This is a genomic window from Campylobacter concisus, from assembly GCF_050447505.1.
In the GTDB taxonomy this organism is placed as follows: domain Bacteria; phylum Campylobacterota; class Campylobacteria; order Campylobacterales; family Campylobacteraceae; genus Campylobacter_A; species Campylobacter_A concisus_BP.
This window is the reverse complement of record NZ_JALMFZ010000001.1, coordinates 1215354-1241460: the sequence shown is the minus strand read 5'-3', so window position 1 is coordinate 1241460 and position 26107 is coordinate 1215354. Positions and strand designations below refer to the sequence as shown.

The 26107-nt window shown below is 41.0% G+C and carries 19 protein-coding genes, 2 tRNA genes and 3 rRNA genes; 11 read left to right on the top strand and 13 right to left on the bottom strand.

From position 1 onward, the window contains the following. Positions 1 to 11: 11 nt before the first annotated feature. From MTT09_RS06175 to MTT09_RS06140, 8 genes are all read left to right on the top strand, one after another. Positions 12 to 1522: ribosomal RNA gene (locus MTT09_RS06175) — 16S ribosomal RNA — on the top strand. A gap of 94 nt (positions 1523 to 1616) precedes the next feature. Next, positions 1617 to 1693: transfer RNA gene (locus MTT09_RS06170), tRNA-Ile, on the top strand. A 12-nt stretch (positions 1694 to 1705) separates the two neighbouring features. Continuing rightward, positions 1706 to 1781 (top strand) — tRNA-Ala (locus MTT09_RS06165). Between the two features lie 434 nt (positions 1782 to 2215). Further along, a 23S ribosomal RNA gene (locus MTT09_RS06160) occupies positions 2216 to 5119 on the top strand. A 133-nt stretch (positions 5120 to 5252) separates the two neighbouring features. After that, positions 5253 to 5371: ribosomal RNA gene (gene rrf, locus MTT09_RS06155) — 5S ribosomal RNA — on the top strand. The 16S, 23S and 5S rRNA genes sit together here with 2 tRNA genes alongside, the layout of an rRNA operon. Positions 5372 to 6092: 721 nt before the next feature. Then, positions 6093 to 6641 (top strand): SU10 major capsid protein, encoded by a 549-nt coding sequence (locus MTT09_RS06150; RefSeq protein WP_429803188.1) that lies wholly within the window; start codon positions 6093 to 6095, stop codon positions 6639 to 6641. A 96-nt stretch (positions 6642 to 6737) separates the two neighbouring features. Further along, the gene (locus tag MTT09_RS06145; RefSeq protein ID WP_429803186.1) at positions 6738 to 7919 is read left to right on the top strand and encodes a Cj0814 family flagellar-dependent secreted protein; all 1182 of its coding nucleotides are present in this window, start codon (positions 6738 to 6740) and stop codon (positions 7917 to 7919) included. A 14-nt stretch (positions 7920 to 7933) separates the two neighbouring features. Next, on the top strand, positions 7934 to 8725 hold the full coding sequence (locus MTT09_RS06140) for a cell surface protein (RefSeq protein WP_429803184.1): 792 nt from the start codon (positions 7934 to 7936) through the stop codon (positions 8723 to 8725). A 35-nt stretch (positions 8726 to 8760) separates the two neighbouring features. Here MTT09_RS06140 and MTT09_RS06135 read toward each other — a convergent pair whose 3' ends face one another. The 13 genes from MTT09_RS06135 to murJ form a co-directional block, all read right to left on the bottom strand. After that, entirely contained in the window at positions 8761 to 9804 is a 1044-nt protein-coding gene (locus MTT09_RS06135; protein WP_429803182.1) for a Cj0814 family flagellar-dependent secreted protein, read from the bottom strand. Positions 9805 to 9923: 119 nt separating this feature from the next. Next, on the bottom strand, positions 9924 to 10466 hold the full coding sequence (locus MTT09_RS06130; RefSeq protein ID WP_103580761.1) for a tetratricopeptide repeat protein: 543 nt from the start codon (positions 10464 to 10466) through the stop codon (positions 9924 to 9926). A gap of 110 nt (positions 10467 to 10576) precedes the next feature. Further along, complete coding sequence (locus MTT09_RS06125; RefSeq protein ID WP_429803180.1) at positions 10577 to 11212, bottom strand: YggS family pyridoxal phosphate-dependent enzyme; 636 nt, start codon at positions 11210 to 11212, stop codon at positions 10577 to 10579. Next, entirely contained in the window at positions 11212 to 12321 is a 1110-nt protein-coding gene (gene rseP, locus MTT09_RS06120; protein WP_429803178.1) for an RIP metalloprotease RseP, read from the bottom strand. Before rseP ends, MTT09_RS06125 begins: the two co-directional genes overlap by 1 nt. A gap of 75 nt (positions 12322 to 12396) precedes the next feature. Next, complete coding sequence (locus MTT09_RS06115; RefSeq protein ID WP_429803176.1) at positions 12397 to 13293, bottom strand: hypothetical protein; 897 nt, start codon at positions 13291 to 13293, stop codon at positions 12397 to 12399. A 2-nt stretch (positions 13294 to 13295) separates the two neighbouring features. Continuing rightward, positions 13296 to 13841: a CDP-diacylglycerol--glycerol-3-phosphate 3-phosphatidyltransferase gene (gene pgsA, locus MTT09_RS06110; RefSeq protein WP_429803719.1), complete on the bottom strand. Its 546-nt coding sequence runs from the start codon at positions 13839 to 13841 to the stop codon at positions 13296 to 13298. A gap of 31 nt (positions 13842 to 13872) precedes the next feature. Beyond that, complete coding sequence (locus MTT09_RS06105) at positions 13873 to 14661, bottom strand: enoyl-ACP reductase (protein ID WP_429803174.1); 789 nt, start codon at positions 14659 to 14661, stop codon at positions 13873 to 13875. Next, positions 14661 to 15530 (bottom strand): 4-hydroxy-tetrahydrodipicolinate synthase, encoded by an 870-nt coding sequence (dapA, locus tag MTT09_RS06100; RefSeq protein WP_429803718.1) that lies wholly within the window; start codon positions 15528 to 15530, stop codon positions 14661 to 14663. Before dapA ends, MTT09_RS06105 begins: the two co-directional genes overlap by 1 nt. A gap of 26 nt (positions 15531 to 15556) precedes the next feature. Beyond that, positions 15557 to 16798 carry a M16 family metallopeptidase gene (locus tag MTT09_RS06095; protein WP_429803172.1) on the bottom strand — a complete coding sequence of 414 codons (1242 nt, stop codon included), beginning with the start codon at positions 16796 to 16798 and terminating at the stop codon, positions 15557 to 15559. 11 nt (positions 16799 to 16809) lie between these two features. Next, positions 16810 to 17883 carry a quinone-dependent dihydroorotate dehydrogenase gene (locus MTT09_RS06090; protein ID WP_429803170.1) on the bottom strand — a complete coding sequence of 358 codons (1074 nt, stop codon included), beginning with the start codon at positions 17881 to 17883 and terminating at the stop codon, positions 16810 to 16812. A gap of 53 nt (positions 17884 to 17936) precedes the next feature. Next, the gene (locus tag MTT09_RS06085) at positions 17937 to 19661 is read right to left on the bottom strand and encodes an ABC transporter ATP-binding protein (RefSeq protein WP_103607893.1); all 1725 of its coding nucleotides are present in this window, start codon (positions 19659 to 19661) and stop codon (positions 17937 to 17939) included. After that, complete coding sequence (gene cysS / locus MTT09_RS06080) at positions 19654 to 21048, bottom strand: cysteine--tRNA ligase (RefSeq protein WP_002942196.1); 1395 nt, start codon at positions 21046 to 21048, stop codon at positions 19654 to 19656. Before cysS ends, MTT09_RS06085 begins: the two co-directional genes overlap by 8 nt. Continuing rightward, the gene (murJ, locus tag MTT09_RS06075; protein WP_429803167.1) at positions 21035 to 22435 is read right to left on the bottom strand and encodes a murein biosynthesis integral membrane protein MurJ; all 1401 of its coding nucleotides are present in this window, start codon (positions 22433 to 22435) and stop codon (positions 21035 to 21037) included. Before murJ ends, cysS begins: the two co-directional genes overlap by 14 nt. Before the next feature lie 122 nt (positions 22436 to 22557). Here murJ and MTT09_RS06070 point away from each other — a divergent pair, with 122 nt between their 5' ends. Genes MTT09_RS06070 through MTT09_RS06060 form a run of 3 tightly spaced genes read left to right on the top strand, consistent with a single transcriptional unit; the run spans position 22558 to position 26095 of the window. Beyond that, positions 22558 to 24489, top strand: coding sequence for a flagellar assembly protein A (locus MTT09_RS06070; protein ID WP_429803165.1), 1932 nt, complete (start codon positions 22558 to 22560; stop codon positions 24487 to 24489). Continuing rightward, positions 24489 to 25043, top strand: a complete 555-nt coding sequence (gene ruvA / locus MTT09_RS06065) for a Holliday junction branch migration protein RuvA (protein WP_021085097.1) — start codon at positions 24489 to 24491, stop codon at positions 25041 to 25043. The genes MTT09_RS06070 and ruvA overlap by 1 nt, the downstream gene beginning before the upstream one ends. A gap of 11 nt (positions 25044 to 25054) precedes the next feature. After that, positions 25055 to 26095 (top strand): D-alanine--D-alanine ligase, encoded by a 1041-nt coding sequence (locus MTT09_RS06060; protein ID WP_429803163.1) that lies wholly within the window; start codon positions 25055 to 25057, stop codon positions 26093 to 26095. Positions 26096 to 26107 lie beyond the last annotated feature (12 nt).

Below are 26107 nucleotides of genomic sequence, written 5' to 3'. Positions count from 1 at the left end.
TAAAGAAGGTTAATATGGAGAGTTTGATCCTGGCTCAGAGTGAACGCTGGCGGCGTGCCTAATACATGCAAGTCGAACGGACAAGTAAGAGCTTGCTCTTATGAGTTAGTGGCGCACGGGTGAGTAATGTATAGCTAATCTGCCCTACACTAGAGGACAACAGTTGGAAACGACTGCTAATACTCTATACTCCTCTCTAGCATAAGTTAGATAGGGAAAGTTTTTCGGTGTAGGATGAGGCTATATTGTATCAGCTAGTTGGTGAGGTAATGGCTCACCAAGGCTATGACGCATAACTGGTCTGAGAGGATGATCAGTCACACTGGAACTGAGACACGGTCCAGACTCCTACGGGAGGCAGCAGTAGGGAATATTGCTCAATGGGGGAAACCCTGAAGCAGCAACGCCGCGTGGAGGATGACACTTTTCGGAGCGTAAACTCCTTTTGTTAGGGAAGAATAATGACGGTACCTAACGAATAAGCACCGGCTAACTCCGTGCCAGCAGCCGCGGTAATACGGAGGGTGCAAGCGTTACTCGGAATCACTGGGCGTAAAGGACGCGTAGGCGGATTATCAAGTCTCTTGTGAAATCCTATGGCTTAACCATAGAACTGCTTGGGAAACTGATAATCTAGAGTGAGGGAGAGGCAGATGGAATTGGTGGTGTAGGGGTAAAATCCGTAGAGATCACCAGGAATACCCATTGCGAAGGCGATCTGCTGGAACTCAACTGACGCTAATGCGTGAAAGCGTGGGGAGCAAACAGGATTAGATACCCTGGTAGTCCACGCCCTAAACGATGTATACTAGTTGTTGCTAAGCTAGTCTTGGCAGTAATGCACCTAACGGATTAAGTATACCGCCTGGGGAGTACGGTCGCAAGATTAAAACTCAAAGGAATAGACGGGGACCCGCACAAGCGGTGGAGCATGTGGTTTAATTCGAAGATACGCGAAGAACCTTACCCGGACTTGATATCTAACAAATCATCTAGAGATAGAAGAGTGTCTGCTTGCAGAAATGTTAAGACAGGTGCTGCACGGCTGTCGTCAGCTCGTGTCGTGAGATGTTGGGTTAAGTCCCGCAACGAGCGCAACCCACGTCATTAGTTGCTAACAGTTCGGCTGAGCACTCTAATGAGACTGCCTTCGTAAGGAGGAGGAAGGTGTGGACGACGTCAAGTCATCATGGCCCTTATGTCCGGGGCGACACACGTGCTACAATGGCATATACAATGAGAAGCAATATCGCGAGATGGAGCAAATCTATAAAATATGTCCCAGTTCGGATTGGAGTCTGCAACTCGACTCCATGAAGCCGGAATCGCTAGTAATCGTAGATCAGCCATGCTACGGTGAATACGTTCCCGGGTCTTGTACTCACCGCCCGTCACACCATGGGAGTTGATTTCACTCGAAGCCGGAATACTAAATTAGTTACCGTCCACAGTGGAATCAGCGACTGGGGTGAAGTCGTAACAAGGTAACCGTAGGAGAACCTGCGGTTGGATCACCTCCTTTCTAGAGTACATATAGATATTCTCTCACAAGATATCTATAAGAAAGATATTCTCAATCATCCTTGTTTAGTTTTGAAAGATTGATAGACCTATAGGGGCCTATAGCTCAGCTGGTTAGAGTGCACCCCTGATAAGGGTGAGGTCACAAGTTCAAGTCTTGTTAGGCCCACCAGAGAATTTAATTGGGGAATTAGCTCAGCTGGGAGAGCGCCTGCTTTGCACGCAGGAGGTCAGCGGTTCGATCCCGCTATTCTCCACCATAAAATAGTTTAACAGCAAAAGTCTATATTAAGTGTTTTAAGAAACATTTACTTTAGACTTTTAAGCGTACTTGATCTTTATTGATTATAAAGTTGCCGAAAGCAACTTTGTGCTTTAGGGGTTTCCAAAGGGTGCAACTCTTTGGTCGTAAAGGCTAGCTTGCTAGTCTGCGAAGTCTAAATGTTCTTTTAATTAATATTGTTAATAGTCACAAGCAAGTTTTAAAAACAATTTTACAGGACTTGTTAAAGATTTAAATTTCTATTCTCTTTGCATTTAATGCAAAAGTTTGACATCACAATCTATTTAGGATTTAAAACTTATCTAAATAGTAGTCAATGCTTTCCGTCTTGAGAGCTAGAATTTAAATGTAGTAACATAAAGTTATCTTTAACAAGGAAGTGATGCGAATTAGAATAATCTAATATAGAAAAGGTAAGCTACAAAGAGCAAGTGGTGGATGCCTTGGCTAGTAGAGGCGATGAAAGACGTGCCAGGCTGCGATAAGTCTCGGGGAGCCGTCAAGGGGCTTTGATCCGGGAATTTCTGAATGGGGCAACCCAACTAATAGAGATATTAGTTACCGTATAACGGAGCGAACGAGGGGAATTGAAACATCTTAGTACCCTCAGGAAAAGAAATCAAAAGAGATTACGCTAGTAGCGGCGAGCGAACGCGTAAGAGGGCAAACCACTAGTTTACTAGTGGGGTTGTAGGACTGCAATATAGACTAAACTTAGCTAATAGAACAACCTGGAAAGGTTAGGCACAGAGGGTGATACCCCCGTATATGAAAGCTTTGTTTTACTTAGCAGTATCCTGAGTAGGGCGGAACACGTGATATTCTGTCTGAAGCTGGGTAGACCACTATCCAACCCTAAATACTACTACTAGACCGATAGTGCACAAGTACCGTGAGGGAAAGGTGAAAAGAACTGAGGTGATCAGAGTGAAATAGAACCTGAAACCATTTGCTTACAATCATTCAGAGCCCTATGATTTATCAGGGTGATGGACTGCCTTTTGCATAATGAGCCTGCGAGTTGTGATGTCTGGCGAGGTTAAGGAAACCCGGAGCCGTAGCGAAAGCGAGTCTTAATAGGGCGTTTAGTCAGACGTTGCAGACCCGAAACGATGTGATCTATCCATGAGCAGGTTGAAACCGGTGTAAGAGCCGGTGGAGGACCGAACCCGCTAGCGTTGAAAAGCTATGGGATGACTTGTGGATAGGGGTGAAAGGCCAATCAAACATCGTGATAGCTGGTTCTCTCCGAAATATATTTAGGTATAGCGTCATGTAGTAACACTAGGGGGTAGAGCACTGAATGGGCTAGGGCATACACCAATGTACCAAACCCTATCAAACTCCGAATACCTAGTGTGTAATCATGGCAGTCAGGCGGCGAGTGATAAAATCCGTCGTCGAGAGGGGAACAACCCAGACTAACAGCTAAGGTCCCTAAATCTCATTTAAGTGGAAAACGATGTGGAGTTACTTAAACAACCAGGAGGTTGGCTTAGAAGCAGCCATCCTTTAAAGAAAGCGTAATAGCTCACTGGTCTAGTGATTCTGCGCGGAAAATATAACGGGGCTAAAATGAGTACCGAAGCTTTAGACTTAGTTTACTAAGTGGTAGGAGAGCGTTGTATTTGCGTTGAAGGTATACCGGTAAGGAGTGCTGGAGCGAATACAAGTGAGCATGCAGGCATGAGTAGCGATAATTGGGGTGAGAATCCCCAACGCCGTAAACCCAAGGTTTCCTACGCGATGCTCGTCATCGTAGGGTTAGCCGGGTCCTAAGCAAAGTCCGAAAGGGGTATGCGATGGAAAATTGGTTAATATTCCAATGCCAACTATAATGTGCGATGGAAGGACGCTTAGAGTTAGAGGAGCCAGCGGATGGTAGTGCTGGTCGAAAGGTGCAGGTTGGAGTTCAGGCAAATCCGAACTCCTTTAAGCCGAGGCCTTACAGGTGCGTGAAGTTCTTCGGAATGAATCGTAAATCCTTGATACTGTCGAGCCAAGAAAAGTTTCTAAGTTTAGTTATAGTTGCCCGTACCGTAAACCGACACAGGTGGGTGGGATGAGTATTCTAAGGCGCGTGGAAGAACTCTCTTCAAGGAACTCTGCAAAATAGCACCGTATCTTCGGTATAAGGTGTGCCTAACTTTGTGAAGGATTTACTCCGTAAGCATTGAAGGTTACAACAAAGAGTCCCTCCCGACTGTTTACCAAAAACACAGCACTCTGCTAACTCGTAAGAGGATGTATAGGGTGTGACGCCTGCCCGGTGCTCGAAGGTTAATTGATGACGTTAGCTCTGCGAAGCGTTTGATCGAAGCCCGAGTAAACGGCGGCCGTAACTATAACGGTCCTAAGGTAGCGAAATTCCTTGTCGATTAAATATCGACCTGCATGAATGGCGTAACGAGATGGGAGCTGTCTCGAAGAGGGATCCAGTGAAATTGTAGTGGAGGTGAAAATTCCTCCTACCCGCGGCAAGACGGAAAGACCCCGTGGACCTTTACTACAGCTTGACACTGCTATTGGGATAAAAATGTGCAGGATAGGCGGGAGGCTTTGATCCATAGACGTCAGTTTATGGTGAGCCATTGTTGAGATACCGCTCTTTTTTATTCTGATAGCTAACTAGCTTGAGTTATCCTCAAGTAGGACAATGTCTGGTGGGTAGTTTGACTGGGGCGGTCGCCTCCCAAAATGTAACGGAGGCTTACAAAGGTTGGCTCAGAACGGTTGGAAATCGTTCGTAGAGTATAAAGGCATAAGCCAGCTTAACTGCGAGACATACACGTCAAGCAGAGACGAAAGTCGGTCTTAGTGATCCGGTGGTTCTGTGTGGAAGGGCCATCGCTCAAAGGATAAAAGGTACCCCGGGGATAACAGGCTGATCTCCCCCAAGAGCTCACATCGACGGGGAGGTTTGGCACCTCGATGTCGGCTCATCGCATCCTGGGGCTGGAGCAGGTCCCAAGGGTATGGCTGTTCGCCATTTAAAGCGGTACGCGAGCTGGGTTCAGAACGTCGTGAGACAGTTCGGTCCCTATCTGCCGTGGGCGCAAGAAGATTGAGGAGAGTTGACCCTAGTACGAGAGGACCGGGTCGAACCAACCACTGGTGTACGAGTTGTCCTGCCAAGGGCACCGCTCGGTAGCTATGTTGGGATGTGATAACTGCTGAAAGCATCTAAGCAGGAAGCCAACTCCAAGATGAATCTTCTTTTAAGAGCTCATATAGACTATGTGTTTGATAGGCTGGGTGTGTAATGGATGAAAGTCCTTTAGCTGACCAGTACTAATAGCTCGTCTGCTTATCTTTTAATAAGCATCACTTCCTTGTTAAGGATAAAAACTTAATAAGATATGTTTTTATAAAACTTTGTTTATGACTTTTAACTTTATTTAGTAGTGTTAAATAAGAGATTTATCTAGTATATCTTTTATTTAACACTGCCCGTGACTATACAGACGAGGAAACGCCTTGCTCCATCTCGAACCAAGAAGCTAAGCTCGTCCTGGCTGATGATACTCTCCCTTACTGGGATGTTGGAAAAGTAGGTCGTTGCGGGCTTTGTTGTTTATCTGCTTTAATTCTTATATTATTAATTCTGGTTTTTATTAGTGTTTATTTCTATTTAAGTATAAAATAGTAGTTTTTTACTTTCTTATTCCTTTTTAATTGGTTTTTATTGGTTAGGTGTAGTATTTTTTTATGTTTGTTTTTATGTTGTTGGGTTATTCATCTTTTTAAATTTATTATCTTATTATTTTAGACCTTTTGGACTAAATTTGACTTAAGGGTTTTTCTAAAAAATAAAGACATGGCTAAAGTTAAATCATAAAAAAGAGTTATGATTGATTAATTTTTTAGATTAAAGCTCCAATGTATATGTCTTTATAAAATTTGATATAAAATTTTTTAGAATTTTAACAAAGTTTTTATTTTTTTAAATGAGTTGTAAAGTTTGAGAACCCAAAACTTAAGCTACTTGATGCGATAGATACAAGTAGCGATAAGGTAGGCTTAGTTAAGAAAGTGCTATTAAACCAAGACATAAGCGACGGAGTAAAAGCTAAAGCAGTTAATAGGCTAACTAAAAATAAAATTAGTCAAGGTGCAAAAACTAGCTATATATCTACTAAAAACTCCAAGAATAATTAAAAGCCCTATCTTTAGGGCTTGCTCTCTTTTTCAAAAAAACAAAAAATATTCTAACTTTGCCAAAATTGGGTAGATTTGGCACAGCCACAAATGATAAATTGCCATTAAATTGCATAAAAGGAGCAAAGAAATGGCAATAACTACAACTGGGTTTCAAGCCCCAGCTACAAAACGCGAAGGCTTAAAGCCCTCAGTCTATGAAAACATAATCTTAATAGGTGCTGACGAGACGCCTATACTTAAACTTATTGGCACTTCAAGTGTTAAAGGTATAGAGCACTCTTGGCTAACCGACAGCTTAGCTGCCCCAAAGAAAAATGCACAGCTAGAGATTTTTGACTTTGACGATCAGATCAAATCAAGCGTGCAAAAGACTTCAAACGCGGTGCAAATTTTTACTTCAAACGTTAGCGTTTCAAGAAGTATGCAAGCAGTGGCTACTTACGGCGGTAAAGAGCTAGAGCGTGAGACTGCTAAAAGAGCTTGGAGCAAAGTTGGAGCAAAGCTCGTTAAAAACCTCTCTGATAAATTTACAAGTAAATTTCTGATCGGACTTGAAAACGGCAAAAGCATCACCACCAAAGAAATTCACAACATCACCTACCTTGAAAATGACCTAAAATTTAAAGAACTATCTAGCAAAGATAGGCTTTATAAAAAGGTAGATACAAGAGTTTAGGAGTAAATTTATGCAGACTAAAAAGCCTTGGCAAAATAAATCTTTTCATAAAAAAGACGATATCTTTGGTGTGAGTTAAAGCTAAAAGGATCTAAGATGATAAACGCACTTGGTAGCTACCCCTTGAATTTAGAGCAGAACATAAAGGTATCAACCAAAGCTTCTATCAACCAAACCAGCTCAGAAGTTTTAGGCTACAAGATAGATAAAGATGGCTACTTTACAGATGAGTTTAATAAACAAGCTGGCATACCAAGTGATTATAAAATTCACTCAAGCACGCTGGAGTCGTTAGTCAGGATAGAGACGCAGCCTGACTATATGCAAAGGGCTTTTGACAGCATCGATATACTAAAAACCGTAAATAATGCCTACAAAATCCTCTCACAAGTAGTTGGCGAAGACACGCTAAATTCAAAAGATAGCTTTAGCTTAGATGAGATAAGAAATTTCCCACAAGGCTTTGAGTATAACCGCCAAAGTATGCAAGTAACCAAGATCCATAACTCCATTCATGAATTTGGCTCGGCTGCGGCTGATTTTAACGGCAAAGATTCCAGCAAATCTATGATAAGCACGCTCTTTTTCAATCCAAGCTTTGATGGCGGAGATGGCAGGCAGCCACTAAAGCCAACAACAGATATCTTTAACAACAACAATGGTGGCAAAGAAAACACGGTCATTGGTGTATTTATGGATCCGCACGGAGAGAAATACACAAATAAAGATGGCTCTATAACCAAAGGCGGACTTTTAGCAGCTGTTATAAACAATAACCTTGATGTGAGAGAGGGCGAGACAACAGCACAAGGCAAAAGAGAAGGCTATGATAAGAGCGTAGATAGTAAAGAATTTAATAGAGCATTTGAGCTGTTTGATCTAATGGGTGAGATGAAATTTGGATCTGGCTTTATAAATGCTACTGATAATGACATAGCAGGTATGCCTAAATATATGCAAGACTACATCAGATCTAAAAGAGACTTTGTCTATATCGACTTACAAAGTGGCTTTGTGAGCACTCCTGAAGATAGGCGTAGGGGATATGAAGAAGATGAACTCTCATTTAAAAAGATGATGGAGCGCAATCTAAAAATGCTAAAGCTACTCTTTGGTGAGATAGACAAAGATGGTAAAAAGAGCAAAGACTTTATGGATAGCTTTTTGAAATTTAGCATGCCACCTTTAAATTTAGTAAAAGAGCTAAATGAAAACCCAGCTGGAAAATACCTAGTAGATATGCTTGGTGTAAAAAGAGATGTTGATATAAAGGCTTAAGGGGGGGAGTTAAAATGTTTATTACTACCTATAATGGATCGATGCAATATAAAGAAATTTTAGATGACTACATAGCTCACGGCAATAAAAATTTATCTGCAGAAGATGAGAAAGCTAAAGTTGATGCTTATATGCAAGGACCATTTGGTGTTGGACTAGATAAGATAATCGGTATAGAAGAAGGAACGGAAGACTGGATAACAAAAACCATAGATAAAATAGATAGTATGCTATCAAACAAATACTCTCCAGAAGAGCGAAGAGCTCTATACGGAAAATATCCAGAAACCATAGAAAAAGCGATAGATTGGGAACTTCAAGGCTATATGGATTTTCTGAGGGATAACTCTATAGACGGCAAACCAACAATAGAAGGTAAGATGATAGGTCTTGGCACAAAAGAAGAGGAGGCTGACCTAAGAGCATTTATGGATAGCATGTCTTCTCTATATCCAAACTATAACGATGAATCTCTTAATCTTTTAAAAAGGACTGATATAGGCATAGATGAATTTAAAACATTATTTGCCAAAGCAAGAGAGAAAGCAACAAAGGATGTTGAAGAACAAAGAAGGCAGATAATCAAAGAAGAACAAGAATACAATGCAAATTTTGCTAAAGAGCAAAGTGAGAAGAAATTTAAACCTATGCAGGTTAAGAAGAAGTATGAGACCTATGATATAAATAAGGATCAAAAATTTCTCTATGCAAGAGAGCTTTTAAATTTCAAAGAAAAAAGAGGCATAGACGTCTTAGAGCTTATGCAAAAGATAGATAAGAAGCAAATTTTAAATAAGATGGCTTAACTGGTTAAAGACAACCACCTTTTAAATTTATCTATTTAGATTTTTGTCTCGTTTTGAAGCTTTGTGGCATGAGCTAGCACACTATCTACTATCTCACCAGCACTTTTGCCATCTTTTGAAGTTAGCAAATTTCTCTTTAGTAGCTCTTCTAAGATAAATTTGATCATCTTCTCATTTTTCAAAAGCCTTGAGAGAGGCACTATATCATCAGCCAAGCTTTGATCACTCATTAGCTTTGAGTAAGAGCTTGCTTCCACACTAAGCTTTGTCTCGCCACTATCACTAGCGATAGGACTAAAGCTCTTTAAAAATCTCACAAACACACCAGCACTGCTATAAGTATCGTCTGCTTGATATACCGACATATCAGGGTTAAATGTATATTCGTCGCTGGCTTTTGCATCAAGATGCTCTTTGCTAAAATTTAGCTCATAGACCTCGTGGCTTACTCCAAAGCCTCTAAGCTCATCTCTAACGCTCTTTGCTTCACTAACTTGATCAAATGTTTTATATACATTTGTAACGGATATTAGGCTGACATCTTTTAAGAAATTTGCATTTTTACCAAAGGTTTTTTGGTTGGTATCCAAGCTAAATCCTTTTGGTAAATTTGCTAGATCAGCTTCGCCATATCTATCTTTCTCGTCCCCCATAATGCTTTTAAAAAGCTTATAGTAGTGCTTTGTAGTATCAGCTACGTCTATCTTTTCAAAGGCAGCCTTGCTTCTATCTTGCGTAAAAAGATATGTCTTGTTGTTGTATCTAACTATCTCATCAAGTGTGCTTTTATGGATTTTAAAGTCCTGTGGCAAGCTTGCAGCTTTGTTAAAGTCAGCTCCCATAAAGCCTGTCTTATCCACTGTGTAGCCATAAGCTTGAAGATCACTGAAATTTAAAGAGATGAGGCTGTTTTGTGAAGAAGTGGTATAAGTAAATTTAGCTGGTTCTTGGCTTGGCTCACTACTCTTTTCTGTGGTTTTTTGGTTAAAAACATCACTAAAATTTGAATATCTATCTTGTTTGTGCTGTTGCTTAGTATATGAATTTACATTTATGCCTAAGATGCTAATATCATTCATGGTTTGCCTCCTAGCTTATTTTATAGTTTAAAGCAAAAGGTATTCCAGTAAATTTGATATTAAAAGAGTGTGTGTGGGGTGTGTGTTCCCCCCCCCTCACCAGCACAAAAAAATGTTATTTATTTTTTATCTTCGGCTACTTCTTCGCAAGCTACTTTATAGCGGTATTTGCACGCTAGCTCCAGGTAGCTTTTTTGAGTGGCTGCATCGTTTTTCTCGCCGTAAAAGTCAGCTAACTTATAGCAAGCAAGACCAAATCTTTGCTCGCATGATTTTGCAAATAGCTCATTTGCTTTGCCTTGCATTTTTGGATCATCTTCATAGTATTCGCCAAGCTCAAAGCAAGCTTTTGGCGTGCCAAGATCGCATGATTTAGTTAGTGATTTTACGATCGTTTCATTGTCTTTTTTTGAGTTGATTGATTTTGAGTTTAGTAAAACTGCAAGTCTATAGCAACCCCTTTTATCGCCTAGATCACAAGCTTTTTGATAGTACATGACGCCTTTGTTGATGTCTCTTCTAGCATATGTTTTACCAAGCTTTAAACACCAAACAGCTTCATTATTTGCGCATTTTTGCTCTATCCTAGCTATCTTTTCAGCTCTACCGCAACCCGAGATAAACAAGATCGCAACAGCAGTTAGAATAAAATTTTTAAACACATTTACTCCTTTATCGTTAAAAATTTATTTAACTGCATTATAAAATCATATAACTTAGATTAAAATTTAAAAAGGAGTAGAAGGGTAAATTTGCCCCAAAAGGGACAAATTTATAGATATAGCATCGTCCCAAGACGGATCATGTTTGAGCCACATTTTATCGCTAGTTCAAAGTCGCTACTCATGCCCATCGAGCAGATGCTTGCGCCTTTTGGTTTTAGGCTCTCATAAATTTTATATGTTAGCTCAAAGCTTTTTTGTACCTCTTTTGGCTCATCCACATGCGCTCCGATGCTCATCACGCCTTTTAAATTTATATTTTTGCACTCGCTTTGGATGCGCTCATAAATTTCAGCCGCATTTGTGACGCTCACACCTTGCTTTGTATCTTCGTCGGCCGAGTTTATCTGAAGTAGGGTGTCTAGCTTATAGCTAAGCCTTTTATCGACCTCTAGGGCTCTTTCAAAGCTATCACAGCTTTGCCAAAGCACTGGTTTTAGGCTTATCATTTGATTGATTTTATTGTTTTGCAAGCGGCCGATCATGTGCCATTTGATGTCAGTGAAATTTTGCAACTCTAGCTCTTTTTTGGCTAGCTCTTGGACTCTATTTTCGCCAAAATTTCTCTGCCCTTGTGCGTAAAGCTCCCTTACTTCAGTGCATGTCACATTTTTGCTAACGGCTATTAGCGTCACGTCTTTGCTTAAATTTTCTATCTTTTCAAGTAGATCTTTTAAAACTATCATCATAAACCTCCACTTAATCTCATAATGTCATTAAAGGTCGCGAGCACCATGATGCCAAGCAGTAGCGCCCAGCCGCAATAGGTGAGCGTAACAAGCACTCGCTCATTTATCTCGCGTCTAAAAATTAGTTCGTAAATGTTAAATAAAATGTGCCCGCCATCAAGCGCAGGGATGGGGAATAAATTTAATATGCCTAAATTTACAGAGATGAGCGCTACGATAGTTAGAAGCACGCTAAGGCTGATCTTAGCGGCCTTTGAAGTGACATCGGCGATCTGCACGATACCGCCGACCTCTTTTAGTGGTACAGCTCCAACGACTAGCTTTTCAAAGCTTTTAAAGATGAGCTTTGAAGCCTCGACTGTCTCGCCAAAGGCAAATTTTAAGCTCTCAAAACCTGTGTGATAAATTTTCACCACTTCGCCATTAGGCTGGATGCCGATCAGTGGGCGTTGCACCTTTTCATTAAATAAATTTATCGTCTCGCCTATCTTTGGTGTTAAATTTATAGTCATTTGCGAGCCGTTGCGGTCTATCAAAATGGCGCTTGGCTCAAGCTTTACGTTCTTGCTGATCTCATCCCACTCGTTTATTTTTACGCCATTTATCGCTAAAATTTTATCGTTTACTGCTATGCCAGCACTCTCAGCTGCCGAGCCTTCAGCTATGTGGCCGACACTTGGCGCAAGCCTCTCAACACCGATAAATCCAAGCAAAATGTATATGAAAAACGCTAAGATAAAGTTAAAAAATGGCCCTGCAAAGAGGATGTAGATGCGCTTTACCGGACTTAGCACGTTGTAGCTGTCAGCGTCGTAGTTTTTAGCCTTTGGGTCGGTGTCGTCTTGCCCTTTTAGCTGCACGTATCCGCCAAGTGGGATCGCGCTTAGGCAGTAGTCGGTGCCGCCAACGTTTTTGGTGTAAATTTTCTCGCCAAAGCCGATGCTAAAGGTATTTACTTTGACGCCAAGCGATCTTGCTGCTAAAAAGTGGCCAAGCTCGTGAAAAAATATGAGAAAACTAATGGCTAAAACGGTCACTAAAAAATAAAACGAATACGCATAAAGCCCAAGGCAAAGCAGGGCCAGCGTGAAGAGAATGCCTTTCAAAACTTACCTTTTTTTGAAAAATTGATGAGATTTTAGCCAAAGTTTATAAATTTACTCTCAAATTTGGCTTGCCATTTAGGCGAAAATTTCCTTTAGCCAAGAGAGTATTTTGGCTCTATTTAGTCCTTTGCTGACGCTAAAATAACTTTTGTCTTTATCATCTAGGTCAAATTTCAGATCAAAACGTGACTTTATTTGAGCTATAAATGGCTTTAAATTTAAAATATCAGGGCAGGGCAAAATATCTTTTGGCAGCTCTTGCAAAAAGCTCATGCCATCATCGTTAAAATTTATTCTAGCCCTTGGCACAGCGTCGTTTCTAAGCTCTATCTCAAATGTATGGTCATACACAAATGGCGCAAAAAGGCGAATTTCTAAGTGAAATTTACTGGCTAGCTCCTCATCGCTTAAGCCTTGATTGCTAAACCAGTAGCCAAAATTTACAGCATTTAGCGAGATATTAAAATCATAAGGATCAGCAGGACACACGCCGATACGTCGCAAAAGCTCATATATAGGCAGTTTTGCTTGCAAGTCACCATAATAGTCATAAAGCTTTGCAAGTAGCGGATGTGTGCGGCCGGCCTTCTCTTGCAAGCGTAAAATTTCAAAGATATATCTGTGCGCAAACGAGCGGTGCGATACCGAGCGAGTTGCTTGCATGCTTAGATAGTCTAAAATTTCAGGGCTTTTTGAAAAGCTCATCGCGCTCCAAATACCACGCAAAGTCTCAACGTCGTTATCAAACGTATCAAATTTATCTGCATGGGTTTTATCGTATTCTAAAGCGCAGCTTAGTAAAAATTCATTTAGCTCGGGGCTTATCACAGCGCCGATCTTTTCTAAATTTTTAGCATTATGATAAAAGCAAGTATTGATGATCTTTTGATTTAGTTTTTTGGCTTGCTTTTGCAGTGCTGGCTCTAAATTTGCAGTGCGCTCTAAAATAATTTCTTGCAGGTCGCAGCTCAAATTTAACTCTTTTTCATTGCTTTTACGTAGGCAAAGATGTATTCAAACCCAGAATAAAGCGTGAGCGCAACAGCTATCCAGAGCAAAAGCTCGCCACCAGGCCAGCTCATCAGTAAAAATCCAACCGCAAACATCTGCGAAACGGTTTTGACCTTGCCAGCCATCGATGCAGCAACCTCTACGCCGTCACTTGCCATCACGACACGAAAGCCAGTTATAAAAAACTCTCTTATCAAGATAAGATAAACAGCCCAAGCACTCGCTCTGCCAAGCATCATAAGCCCCAAAAATGCAGCCAAAATCAGCATCTTATCAGCTAGTGGGTCAAGGATAGCGCCAAGTTTGGTCTTTTGATCCCAGCTTCTAGCGATGTAGCCGTCAAAAAAGTCAGTCACCGAGGCGATCACAAAGATGAGGGCTGCGAAGTAGTTTATCCAGCTTATATGAATTTGTGCAAAAATTCCTGGCGCATTTACGAGCATAAAAAACATAAGCGGAGCTAGCAATATCCTAAAAAATGCCAGTGAATTTGGTAAATTTAAGCTCACAAATATGCCTTTATGCCTAGAAATTTCACTCTCATTTAAAAGTCGTGCCACCATCTATTATAAATGTATGTCCAGTCACCCAGCTAGCCTTAGACGAGCATAAAAATAGACATGCTCCAGCTAGGTCGGTTGGCTGTCCCATGCGGTTTAGCGGGCTAAGCTTTGCCGTCATATCGCGCACCTCTTCGTAGTTTGTAAAGGCTCTTAGCGCATCTGTCTCGATAGGGCCGCCGCTTACGACATTTACGCGGATGTTTTTCTCGCCAAGTTCAGTCGCAGCGTATCTTGCCATCGCCTCAACAGCTGCTTTTGCTGTGCCGTGGCCTGCGTAGTTTTCTATATAGACTAAATTTCCAGTTGAGCTTAGGCTAATGATACTGCCGCCACCCACTTTTTCCATGCGTTTTGCAGCCTCTTGTGCGCCCACGACAAAGGCATTTAAGGTTGCTGTGAAGATATTGTTTATACCTCTTGGTTTTAGCTTCATAAATTTAGTGTATCCGCCAGCCACCGCACGGCCTGAGATAATAGCGTTTGAGATGAAAAAATCAACCCTGTCAAAGTCCTCATCTATCTTTAAAAATAGCTCCTTATAAGTCTCTGGCTCAAGGATGTTTAGTGCGTAAGCTCTAGCTTTTATCTTGTAGGTAGCCTCAAGCTCTTTTGCCTGCTCTTTGGCAAGCTCCTCGTTTGAGTTGTAGGTAAAAGCGATATTTACGCCAGCTTTTGCAAATTCTTCGACTATGGCTCTGCCGATGCCTCTAGTGCCGCCACTGATGACTAGCGTTTTACCTTTAAATTCGTTTAGTGTGTCCTTCATTAAAATCCCTTTATTTCGTAATTTTTAATAACTTCTTCGATCTTTTTGAAATTTTCTTTGCTCGGTTTGCAAAGTGGCAAGCGGTACTCCAAAGTGTCGATCAGCCCAGCTAGATACATCGCCGCTTTGATCGGTATCGGGTTGCTTTCGCAAAAGAGCGTTTTGTTTATCGTATAGAGGTTGTCATTTATCAGTTTTGCTTTTTTATACTCTTCGCTCATCGCAAGGTGCGTAAGCTGCGAAATTTGATCTGGCAAGAGGTTTGAAGTGACCGAGATAACGCCCTTACCGCCGTATGATAGGATAGGGTAGTTTATCGCATCTTCACCGCTGATGACTACTAAATCAGGCTCGTGAGCTAGCAGATCGACACATCTATCGATGCTGCCTGTTGCCTCTTTGATGCCAAAAATATTTTTACAATCTTTAAAAAGTCTAAAAACGGTCGCTGGCAAGATATCTACGCCAACTCTGCCTGGGACGTTGTAAAGAAGCACTGGAATTTCTATGCTATTTGCGATAGCCTTGTAGTGCTCGTAAAGCCCTTCTTGCGTTGGTTTGTTGTAGTAAGGAGCGACTGATAGGATGCCGTGAGCGCCGTGAGCTTGGGCAAATTTAGCGATATCTATGGCCTCGTGAGTGGCGTTGCTGCCAGCTCCAGCGAGCACCTTGACATTTGTGCCTTTACATGCATCTACTGCGATCTCGATGCAAATTCTATGCTCATCATGCGTTAGTGTCGCGCTCTCACCAGTTGTTCCAACTGGCACAACGACGTCTATGCCGTTTTTTATCTGTCTTTTTATTAGTTTTTCAAAACTGGCTTCGTCTATTTTTTGGTTTTTAAATGGCGTAACTAGTGCTGTCATCGCACCTTGAAGCGAATTTTTCACGTCTATTCCTTTTTTAAGATTATTGTCGTGCTAGTTTTTTCGTTGAAATATCTATTTGCTATCTCTTTTAAAAGCTTGGCATCTATATTATCTATATTTTTTTCAAGCTCGTAAAGTGGCTTTATATCGCCTCTAGCAAGGTATGAGCCATATAAATTTGCCACCTTGCTCGCGCTCTCAAATGAGTAGATAAAATCAGTTTTTATCAAATTTTTAACTCTTAAAACATCCTCTTTGTCTATTGGCTTTCTTTTTAGATCATCTATGATCTTTAAAATTTCAGTCTCAACCGAGCTAGCCTCGACATCTGGGTTGCAAACTGCTAAAAATATAAATAAATTTTCATCAACGCAGCTCATATTGTAAGCGTAAATTTGATTTACAAGCATTAGCTCATCGACTAGGCGCTGCTGTAAAATGGAGCTTTTACCAGTGGCTAGATATTCGCTTATCGCATTTAGCCCCACTTGATCAGCATGCCTAAAGTCTGGGATCTTATAAGCGATAGCTAGCATTTGCGTTTGGCTATCTTTATAGATGATGGCCCTTCTAGCGCCATCTTGCTCAGGCTCTTTGCAGTGCAGTTTTGGTATGGCTCTTTTGTTTTTTATGCCACCAAAGTTTTTCTTAGCTAGCTTAAATGCCTCGTCTTTGCCGATGTCGCCACTTATCATCAAAATGGCGTTTTTTGGCTGATAGTATGTAGCGTGAAATTCTTTTATATCAGTGATCTTCCAGTTTTCGATATCTTTTATGAAGCCTATTGGCGTCCAGTGGTATGGGTGGTAGATAAATGCGTGGTTGTAGAGCCTAAAGTAGAGGTATCCCATAGGGTTGTTGTCTGTTCGCCACCTGCGCTCCTCGTGCACCACCTCGCGCTCTGGCTGAAATTCTTTATCTTTTAGGCTTAAATTTTTCATAAGCTCGGCAAAAAGTCCAAGCGTTTTGTCTAAATTTTCATTTGAGGCTTTTATGAAGTAGTGAGTGTAGTCAAAGCCAGTGCTTGCGTTATTTACGCCGCCAAAGCCCTTTACGATCTCGTCAAACTCCCCAGCTCGTAAATTTTTGGTTGATTTGAAATTTAGATGCTCTAGCATGTGAGCGATGCCGCTTTTGCCCATCACTTCGTTTCTGGAGCCAACTTTATAAAAAACATCGACGCTTATCACCTTTGAGCCAGGATTTACTGGCACATGATAAATTTCAAGTCCGTTTTCTAGTTTAAATCTATTAAATTTTATCAATCTCTTGCCCTCTATTTTTTAACATTTGCGCCGACTGCTTCGCTGATAGAGGCAAAGCCATCTCTTTTTAAAAGCTCTAAAATTTCTAAATTTATATCTCTTGCGATCATCGGCCCTTTAAAGATAAAGCTTGTAAAAATTTGGACCAAATTTGCTCCCATTTTTATGCGCTCATACGCCTCAGCACCGCTATCTATGCCGCCGCATGCGATAAGTGTCGTCTTGCCATAAAGCTCGTCAGCCACGGCTTTAAAGATCTCTTTTGACTTTTTGGTGATCACCTTGCCACTTAGTCCGCCAAAATCCTTTAAATTTGATGAGTGAGAGAGCGAATAATCAACGCTTGTATTTGAAACAAGCACGCCACTAGCGCCGTTTTCTACTGCACAGCTACAAAGCTTGATCGCATCTTCGTGGCTCATATCGGGAGCTATTTTAAAGATGATCGGCTTTTTAGTTAGTGGCAAAATGACGCTAAAAAGCTCTTTTATAAAGCTTTCATCCTGCAGCGCCCTTAAATTTGGTGTGTTTGGCGATGAGACGTTTATGACAAATGTATCGCAAATTTCACTAAATTCTCTTACTAAAATTTCATAGTCTTTTATCGCATCTTCGTTTGGGGTAACCTTGTTTTTACCGATGTTTGCCCAGATCGGTATGGTAAAAGGATATATCTTTTTTACTCTATTTTTGATAGCTTCGCAGCCTTCGTTGTTAAAGCCCATTGCATTTTGGATGCTCTCTTCGTCTATGAGCCTAAAAAGCCTTGGTTTTGCGTTGCCAGGTTGTGGTTTTGGTGTAAATGTACCAAATTCTAAATGCCCAAATCCAAGAGCCGTTAGCGCCTCAAACATCGTGGCGTTTTTATCAAAGCCACCAGCTATGCCAACTGGGTTGTGGTAGGTGCTTGAGAATAAATTTTGTTTTAGCGCGTTATCATCGACCACGCATTTGTGCGCTAAAAAGCTTAGCGAGCCAGGGAAGATTTTATTTGCCCCAACCATCGCTACTTCAGCGATCTTGTGGGCGGTTTCAGGATCAAATTTGAAAAATATAGATTTTAAAGTATTGTAGTTTAAGCTCATTTTAACCTCTTTAAAATGCCTAAAAATTTACGCAAATCTTAGCAAAAATCGCCTTAAACTAAGGCTTTGCCCTTAAGTCTTGCATAAATTTTATTTCTCTTGCTAAGCTCCTCGTCGCTTCCACTATCAATGATCTTGCCATCACTTAAAACTGCGATCTTATCGGCATTTTCAACCGTGCTTAAGCGGTGAGCGATGACAAAGATGATCTTTTTGCTTCTTAGATTATTTATCGCTTTTGTGATCTCTTTTTCGCTCTCGTTATCAAGCGCTGAAGTAGCCTCGTCAAAGATGAGGATTTGTGGATTTTGATAAAGCGCTCTAGCTATGGCGATGCGCTGTCTTTGACCACCTGAGAGGTTGGTGCCAAATTCATTTAAGATAGTGTTTATGCCGTTATCTAGCTTGCTTACAAACTCATAGGCATTTGCTAGTTTTAGTGCGTTTATCACGGCATCTTCGTTAAATTCTCTGCCGTAAGCTACGTTTTTAGCAACTGTGTCGTTAAAGATATAGACGCGCTGGGTTACAAGCCCGATATTTTGGCGAAGTGAGTGAATTTTGATATCTTTTAAATTTATGCCATTTATCAAAATTTCTCCGCCATTTACGTCGTAAAATCTCATAAGTAAATTCATAAGCGAGCTTTTTCCGCCGCCACTTGAGCCAACAAGGGCTATAAATTCTGACTTATTTGCCTCTAAATTTATCCCTTTTAAGACCTCTTTGTCGCCGTAGTTTAGGCAGACATTGTTAAATTTGATAAGTTTTATCTCTTCGTTTAGCTCATTTTGGCCATCTTTTATCTGGCTTACCTTATCCATCAAGAAAAAGGTCCTCTCGCTTGCTGCGATGGCGTCTTGCATCTTATTATAGATATTTACGATGCGTTTTAGCGGGGTGTAGAGCATGAAAAGCGCTGTTAAAAACGAGAAAAATGCGCCCATATTTATATGCCCGTCGATGACGTCTTTGCCGCCTATTATTATGACCGCTGCCACGCCTATTGAGCCTATGGTCTCCATTAGCGGGCTTACTAGTTGCTCGATCTTGACGCTTTTTAAATTTAGCCTAAAAAATTTATTGTTTTCATCAACAAAGCGTGAATGCTCGTATTCTTGTGCGTTATTTGCTTTGATTATCTCGATATTTGTAAAAATTTCACTAAGCGCAGAGGTGATGTCTGATGTTTTTTCTTGCGACTGCTTTGAAATTTTCTTCATCCTTTTAGCAAGGCGCGAGATCGGATAGATCGCCACTGGCATGACGACAAGAGCGAAAAACGCCAGCTTTGGACTTTGATAGATGACGACACAAAGAAGCCCTATAATGGTGACCGACTCTCTTGTTAGCTCAGGTATGATGCTTGAGACTATCGATCTTATGCGGTCGATGTCGTTTGTTGTTCTGCTGATTAGCTCGCCGGTTCTAAACTCATTAAAAAAATCCATATCTAAATTTAAAAGGTTTGCAACCATCTTTTCGCGAAATCTTCTAATCGTATCTTGCCCGATATATGCCGTAAAATAGGCCTGCATGAAGGTTCCGATGTTTTTTATCACATAAATAGCGATGATGGCGCAAGGCAAGATGTAGAGCAGCTTTTCGTTTTTCTCGACGAAAATTTTATTTAGCACAGGCTCCACTAGATAGGCACTTACCGCCGTTCCGCCACTGGCAAGCCCCATGCCGATGATGGCAAAGATGAAGTGTGGGATATAGTCTTTAAAATATGGACCAAAGCGCTTTAGCACATCTTTTAAGCCAAAATTATTCATTATTTCTCTCCCAAACCGCGCCATTTGGCGTGTCCATGATAGAGATATTCATCTTTGCTAGCTCATCTCTTATCTCATCAGCCCTTGCGAAATTTCTCTCTTTTTTAGCTACCGCGCGCTCATCAAGCAGTTTTTGGATATGCTCTTTTTGCTCGTCACTTACGCCAAACTGAAAATACTCCACATAGTTTGTGATAGCAATGCCTAAAATTTCGCCTATGAGCTCTAAATTTGCCACCACTTCGGCTTTATAAGCTTTATCTTTTGGGTTGTTATCAAGTCTTTCATTTGCCGTTTTTACAAACTCATCAACGCTTGCAAGCGCCTTTGAAGCGTTTAGATCATCGCTTAGCGCCTCAAGTAGCTCATTTTTAAAGCTCTCATTTGCCATGCCTGCTTGCACGCCATCAACTCTTTTTTTGAGGCGGTAAATTTTGTCAAGTCTCTTTTTTGAAGCCACTAGATCTTCATCTGAATAGTTAAAATGAGCCCTATAATGGCTCGTAAGCAAGTAATATCTAAGCACTTCGCCATGAACGTTTTTTAGGGCGTCCTTTACGAAAAAGCTGTTGTTTAGGCTCTTGCTCATCTTTTCGTTATTTACTTTTATAAAGCCATTGTGCATCCAGTATTTGCTTAAATTTTTATGATAAGCACATCTGCACTGGCTTGCCTCGTTTTCGTGGTGCGGAAAGAGTAGGTCGATGCCGCCAGCGTGGATGTCGATCTCAAATTCCTCGTTCTCTTTATCGCCTAAAAACTCCCTTATCATCGCCACGCACTCGGTGTGCCAGCCAGGGCGACCCTTGCCAAATGGGCTCTCGTACCATTTCTCGTCAAATTTCCAAAGCACGAAGTCTTTCTCGTCTCTTTTCTCGCCAAAACTAGCCACTCTAGCGATTAGATCGGTGTTATTATCCTTGCCGCTAATGCTAAAATAGCCACTATCCTTGCTTGTATCAAAGTAAATTCCATCGCTCGTCTTATACGCCACACCTCTATCCATAAGCACCTTGATGTAGCTAATGATCGCCTCCAAGCACTGCGTAGCCTTTGGTTTAAAGTCTGGATCAAGCACGTTTAAAGCGCCCATGTCGCTCTCGTAGTGCGCTATATATTTGTTTGTGATCTCCTCTAGGCTTTGACCAGTTTGCGCCATTTTATTTAAAATTTTATCATCGATATCGGTGTAGTTTCTTGCAAATTTGACCTTGTAGCCAAGCGCTTTTAAGACCCTTCTTAAAAGATCAAAGCTAACGGCTGACTTTGCATGTCCCAAATGCGCGTCGTCATAGACCGTTGGACCACACAGATAGATGCTTGCCTCGCCATCTTTAATAGGGCTAAACTCAACCTTTTCTCTTTTAGAAGTATCAAAAATTCGCATTAAATATATCCTTTAAAAATGTTAAACCAAAATAGAGCAAAATCGCTAAAACAGCGATGGCGGCTATAAATTTAGGCTCGATTATAGCTAAAAATCGCTTAGCTCCAAAGGCTCTTATATATAAAATAAGCTGTAAAAATCCCCCAAGTGAGCTTGCAAATGCAAGGCCAGCTGCTCCAAATTTCTGCATCAAAATGACTGCTAGGATCAAATTTATCACAAGGCAGATGATAGAAATTTTGGCCGCCTCTTTTTGCTTCATATTTGCATAGAGCCAAAGTGAGAAAATTTTAGCCAGTCCAAATGGCGTAAGCCCTACCAAATAGGCGCTTAGCACTTTGGCACATTCAATGGTATTTGCCCTTGCGAAATTCCCTCTTTCAAACAAGAGCCAGATGATAAACTCGCTTAGCACAACACCTGTGATCGTCGCTGCTAGCAGGGCACAAAGGAGCAGATAAAAGCTTTTTTTTGTCCAAACTAGGGCGTTGGCTTCGTCTTTTTGCTTTAAAAGTCTGGTGATCTTTGGAAAAAGCGCCTGAGAGAGTGCGATCGCAAAGATGGCAAGTGGGAGCTGAAAAATTCTATTTGCATAAAAAAGGTAGCTTATCGAGCCACTTACCAAAAAGCTAGCCAGCCAAGTATCCATAAAAGCGCTTATCTGCATAGCGCTTGAGCCAAGTAGTCCGTGGTAGAAATTTGTAAAAAAGCCCTTTGTAGAGGCTCTTTTTCCTTTAAAATATCCGCTTATTCCGCCCCAAAAGGCTCTATTTAGGCTGTTAAATTTCATAGCGATTAGATGCACTAAAACCTGCAAAATACCGCCTGCAACGACGCCAAAGCTAAGATAAAGTGCGACCACACTCTCGCTCTTGCCACGAGCCAAAAGTAGTGAAGCGATCATGGCTAAATTTAGCAGCGCAGTAGAAAATGCAGTTGTGGCAAAGTGCCCTTTGTACTGAAGCAGCGCACCCATAAAAGTGACGATATAAACAAGGGCTAGATAGTAGAAATTTATGCGCACAAGTGGCACTGCATCGGTGATATTTTGCTCGCTCAAGCCGCTTGCGATGATCTTTATAAAATAGGGCGTAAATAAATTTACAAGAAGCGTTAATGCGCCTATAAAAAGTAGAAATTTGATGAAAATTTCAGCTTGAAAGGTCGCTTTTTTCTTGCTATTTGCAAAATTTGGCAAAAATGCCTGCGTAAAGGCACCCTCGCCAAAGATGCGGCGAAATAAATTTGGTATCTTAAATGCTATAAAAAAGAGGTCGCTAAATATGCCAGCACCAAGGATAGAGGCCGTCAAAAGGTCTCTTATAAGCCCTAAAATCCTTGAAGTCATGATGCCAACTGAGTTTGAAAAAAAGCCTTTTATAAACATCGCCCACCTAGTAAATTTAAAAACGCAATAGTAACAAAAGATGCTTTAAAGCTTACATAACCCAAATTTAATAAAGTTTTAGAGATAATAAGAGCCAAAATTTTATGTGAAATGGATCAAATTTGAGCGAGAACGTGCAAGAAAACGAGAGATTTTTACCGCCAACGCAAATTCAAACTTCAACACCTTATCTATCGCTTAAAGAGTTAAGCAAACAATATAGCGTGCCGGTAGAATTTATAGATTTTAAACTCTCAAATATCTTAACTTACTACAAAAATAAAGACAACGTCGAGCCAGTTTTTGTCCCTGAAGAAAATTTAAGCTTTTTTGATGACAACACATTTTATCTTGACGAGACGCTAGAGATCGAGCAGGTCTATGACGTGGAGTTTTTTGACGTGAGGCTAAATGCCACGCCAAAGCTGCCAAAGATCGATATCGGCGTAAATTCAACCATCACAAAGGTCATCGCAAAGGTTAGAGCGAGCAAAGAGTGCGAATACGAGCATCACTACGAAGATAAGCTTTATGAATACATCGCAAAGCAGCTTATGAAGGCTCAAATTTTAATAGGCATAAGGATCGGTAAGCTAAAAGAGGAGCTAAAACAAATCGCCTCAATAATCCACGTAAAAGGCGAGCTTGACAAGGACTACACGCTAAATTTAACCCAGGGCATCAACCCTAAAAAAGCGATCGATGCTAAGATCATCTACTACTACAAAGATAAGCTTGATGGGTTAAAAGACGAGGATAAGGTTGATTACGCTGATAGGGGGTTTGTCTTTGGCGTGGCAAAAGATGAAGTGATAATGGAGGAGAAAAAGTCTCACGAAGGGGCAAATGGACGCGACGTAAGAGGCAAGCTTATAGAGGTTGCAAAGCCAAAAGAAGAGAGCGAAAAAGAGATAAGCATAAGCGAAAATATCGAGCGCGTAGAAAATGATGAAAGTATAAAATATATCGCTAAAAAAGCGGGCTACGTGGTAGAGAAAAACGGCTCTTTTGATATAGAAGAGCGTATAGAGATAAATGAAGCAAATTTTAAAACGACTGGCTCGATCCAAGCAGGCACCGACACAAACGTCACATTAGTAGTTCGTGAGACTGACACTATAAAAGACGCTATCGGCACTGGCATCATCGTGGAGGCCGATGAGATCGAGGTAAAAGGAAACGTCGGCGCAAACGCGATGGTCAAGGCAAATGATGTAAATATCGGCGGACAAACTCATCAAAAGGCTAAAATTTACGCCAAACACGCCAAAATTTCTATCCACATCGGCAAGGTTGAGGCTGAAAGCGTAGAGATAGATAGGCTAGAAGGCGGTACCGTTATAGCAAAAAGAGTGAAGATAAATAGCGTAGTTGGTGGCTCTATAACAGCTCAAAACATCCAGATAGACACGCTTGGCTCAAATTGCACCATCACAGCCTCACACCTAATCGACGTTAGATATCTAAGAGGCACTGATAATAAATTTATTATTGACGCTAGCAAGATGCCTGAGAGTGCGGAGGCTACGCAAGATCAGCTAAGCAAGATAGAGAGCACCAAGTCTGAGCTAGCTACGCTTCTAAAAAACATAGAGAGCAAGAAAAACGTCATCAACGAGAACAAAGACTCGATCTATACGATAAAAGCTAAGATCGAGGAGCTCTCAAAAGCCAAAGTGATACCGCCAGTTACGTTTATGAAAAAGCTAAAAGAGTATCAAGGGCTCGTTAATGAGTACAACACCTTGCTTAGGATATTTAAAGAGAAAAAAGAGCTTTTGGCTGATCTAAAAGATGAGCTTGAGATCATGCAAAATGGCATATTCTCAGCCAAAGTGATAAACAGAGGCAACTGGATCGAGCTAAATGAGATAAGATTTGTCATCGTCGATCCTCCGCAAAATGTCACCTACATCTCAAAGCAAAATGAGACCGCCCACGTCATCACGCTAGATAAATTTGATAACGGCGGCGAGGTCGAATACAAGATCAAAAAGTCAAACAAACTTGAAGACTACGCGGATATAAATTTCATGGAACAAAAGGTTAAATGATGATAAAAGCAATCGAAGGCGTCGTTACAAAAAAAGAGCCTGCATTTGCCATACTTAAGACAAATAGCGGCGTAAGTTATGGGATTTTCATCTCGCTTTTTTGCTCAGCAAAACTTAGCAAAGGCGAAAAGGTCGAGCTTGCCATAACTCAGATCATAAGAGAGGACGCAAATTTACTCTACGGCTTTTTAGACGCAAACGAGCAAAAGATGTTTGAAATGCTCATCAAGCTAAATGGCATCGGGGCAAGTACAGCGATGGCGGTTTGCTCTAGCCTTAGCTCACAGGCATTTACAAATGCCATAATAAGCGGTGATGCGGATACATTTAAAAGCGTGCCAGGTATCGGACCAAAGACAGCTAGGCGCATAATAGCCGAGCTAAGTGACGCAAAACTAATAAGCGACGAGAGCGTGCCAAGTTACCAAAATGAGGCGCTTTTAGCACTTGAGGCACTTGGCTTTAAGCGTGAAAAGATAGTGAAAATTTTGCCTGATTGTAAGAGTGAAAACACGAGCGATCTTATAAAAGAGGCACTTAAAAAACTAGGATAAGGATAAAAAAGATGAATTTAGGCGTGATATTTGGGGCAAAAAGTTTTGAGCATGAGATAAGCATAGTAAGTGCGATAGTTTTAAAAAACGTCCTAAAACAGGAGCTAAAATTTATATTTTGTGACGCAGACAGGGGCTTTTATCTGATCGAAGAGAAAAATATGAGGGCAAATTTCTTCAGCTCTGGCAAATACAAAAACTCAAAAAAGCTATTTTTAGCAAAGGGTGGCTTTTACGCGCACTCGCTTTTTGGCGCAAACAAAGTTGAATGTGACGTCATTATAAATTTGATCCATGGCATGGACGGCGAAGATGGCAAGATAGCGGCACTTTTTGACTTTTACGGAGTCAAATACATAGGTCCAAGGCTTGAAGCAAGCGCGCTTAGCTACAACAAAGAGCTTACTAAATTTCTAGCGCAAAAAGCTGGCGTAAAGGCGCTTGACTATGAGATGCTAACTCGCCAAAATGAGCCAAAATTTCACTATCCTATTATATTAAAGCCAGCAAGGCTAGGCAGCAGCATCGGCGTGAGCGTCGTGCATGACGATAGCGAGCTAGCTTACGCAAAAGATGTGGCGTTTGAATTTGATAAAGATGTTTTAGTAGAGCCCTTTATAAAAGGCGTCAAAGAGTATAACCTAGCAGGATGCAGGATCGATGGAAAGATCAAATTTTCTATCATCGAAGAGCCAAAAAAGAAAGAATTTCTTGACTACGAGCAAAAATATCTTAGTTTTTCAAATGAAAACAAGGTAAAAGAGGCGGAAATTTCTGAAGAGCTAAAGCAAAAGCTTAAATTTAACTTTTCTAAAATTTATGATTGTGGATTTGACGGAGCGATCATTAGATGCGACTTTTTCGTGATAGATGACGAAGTCTATCTAAACGAGATCAATCCAAATCCAGGCAGCCTTGCAAACTATCTGTTTGAGGACTTTGAGAGCACGCTAAATGCCCTTGCAAACTCACTTCCAAAAGAGCGTGATATAAAGATTGATTATAAATTTATAAACTCGATCACTTCGGTAAAAGGCAGCGGCAAGCTCTAGGCTATTTAGCGA